The organism is Mesorhizobium sp. M4A.F.Ca.ET.050.02.1.1, assembly GCF_003997725.1.
GTDB lineage: Bacteria > Pseudomonadota > Alphaproteobacteria > Rhizobiales > Rhizobiaceae > Mesorhizobium.
Genome location: NZ_RZSG01001204.1, coordinates 1 through 1,176, shown reverse-complemented (window position 1 = coordinate 1,176; position 1,176 = coordinate 1). Strand labels below are relative to the sequence as shown.

2 protein-coding genes and 1 pseudogene are annotated in these 1,176 nt (G+C 62.5%); 2 read left to right on the top strand and 1 reads right to left on the bottom strand.

All coding sequences use genetic code 11. The features are described from left to right. Together EOA33_RS36320 and hspQ are read left to right on the top strand one after the other, a co-directional pair. Window positions 1-373 (top strand): FAD-dependent monooxygenase (locus EOA33_RS36320; RefSeq protein ID WP_190234506.1); only part of this gene is annotated, 373 nt, incomplete at its 5' end. A 222-nt stretch (window positions 374-595) separates the two neighbouring features. Continuing rightward, complete coding sequence (gene hspQ / locus EOA33_RS36315) at window positions 596-919, top strand: heat shock protein HspQ (protein ID WP_128346819.1); 324 nt, start codon at window positions 596-598, stop codon at window positions 917-919. 68 nt (window positions 920-987) lie between these two features. Here the strand turns inward: hspQ and EOA33_RS36310 are convergent. Next, window positions 988-1,176, bottom strand: a pseudogene (locus EOA33_RS36310) (invasion associated locus B family protein); the annotation flags it as partial.

The following is a 1,176-nucleotide window of genomic DNA, read 5'->3' as shown; positions in this document are numbered from 1 at the left end:
CGTTGCGCGGGTGGGCGAGGCCGCGCACGTATTCCCGCCGATCGGCGCGCAAGGCCTCAATCTCGGCATCAGGGATATCGACGATCTGATTGGAATCGCCAGCGAAAATAGCTCCGACCCGGGATCGGAGAAGTGCCTTGCGACCTACGATACCAGGCGGCGGCCCGACATCTTGGCCCGCAGCAGCGCGGTCAATTTGCTGAACAGGTCCTTGCTCTCCGACATGCTGCCGGCGCAGCTGGCGCGCAGCGCCGGCCTTGGCGTGCTCGGCAGCTTCGCGCCGCTGCGCGCCTTTTTCATGCGAGAGGGGCTCAGGCCCGGCAGCGGCTTCCAGGCTCTTGCCGGCGGTTTGCGGAAGCAGTCCCCGCGGTAGCTTCCCCAGACCTTTCCGCAGCGAGCCCGAAACCCTCGGCTCCGCCAGTTCGTTGGCTGCTGCTGGAGCGGTGCTTTGGCATTGAATTGACGCGGCGTCTGCGCCAAATAGGCACCAACCGAAAGTCGGGGTCGATTTTTGGCGGCGCAGCGCGTAAATTCAAGATCTTAGGCGCCTTTGCGCGGTCACGGACGGCGCCCTGGAACCTGAGTGGTGAGTGCGATGAAAACGGCCAAATTCTCGATCGGACAAGTGGTTCGCCATCGGCTGTTTCCGTTCCGCGGCGTCATCTTCGACGTCGACCCGCAATTCGCCAACACCGAGGAATGGTACGAGGCGATCCCGGCAGACGTGAGGCCGCGCAAGGACCAGCCCTTCTACCATCTTCTCGCCGAGAATTCGGAAACGGAATACATCGCCTACGTCTCCGAGCAGAACCTGCTCGAGGACAAGTCGGGCGAACCGGTTCGACACCCGCAGATTGGCGAGATGTTCGACAAGCGGCCGGACGGCCGCTACGAGCCGAAACGCCAGTCGCGGCATTGACACAAAAAAGCGGGGCCAAAGCCCGCTTTTTTTCGAAACCAGAAGACTCCCGCAGGAGTCCTGGGCGATCAGTTGGCGGTCTTCGCCTTGTCCTGCTCTTCCTTGAGCTTCTTGGCGAAGTCCTGGTTGTTCTTGGCCACGAAGTCCTTCAGCTTCTTCTGCCGGTCCTCGATATCCGACTGCTGCAGCGGCGGGCCGTCGTAGGCGCCGCTGAAACCGGTCAGCGCGACCTTGCTCGGGTTCGGCTGGTTCTGGAA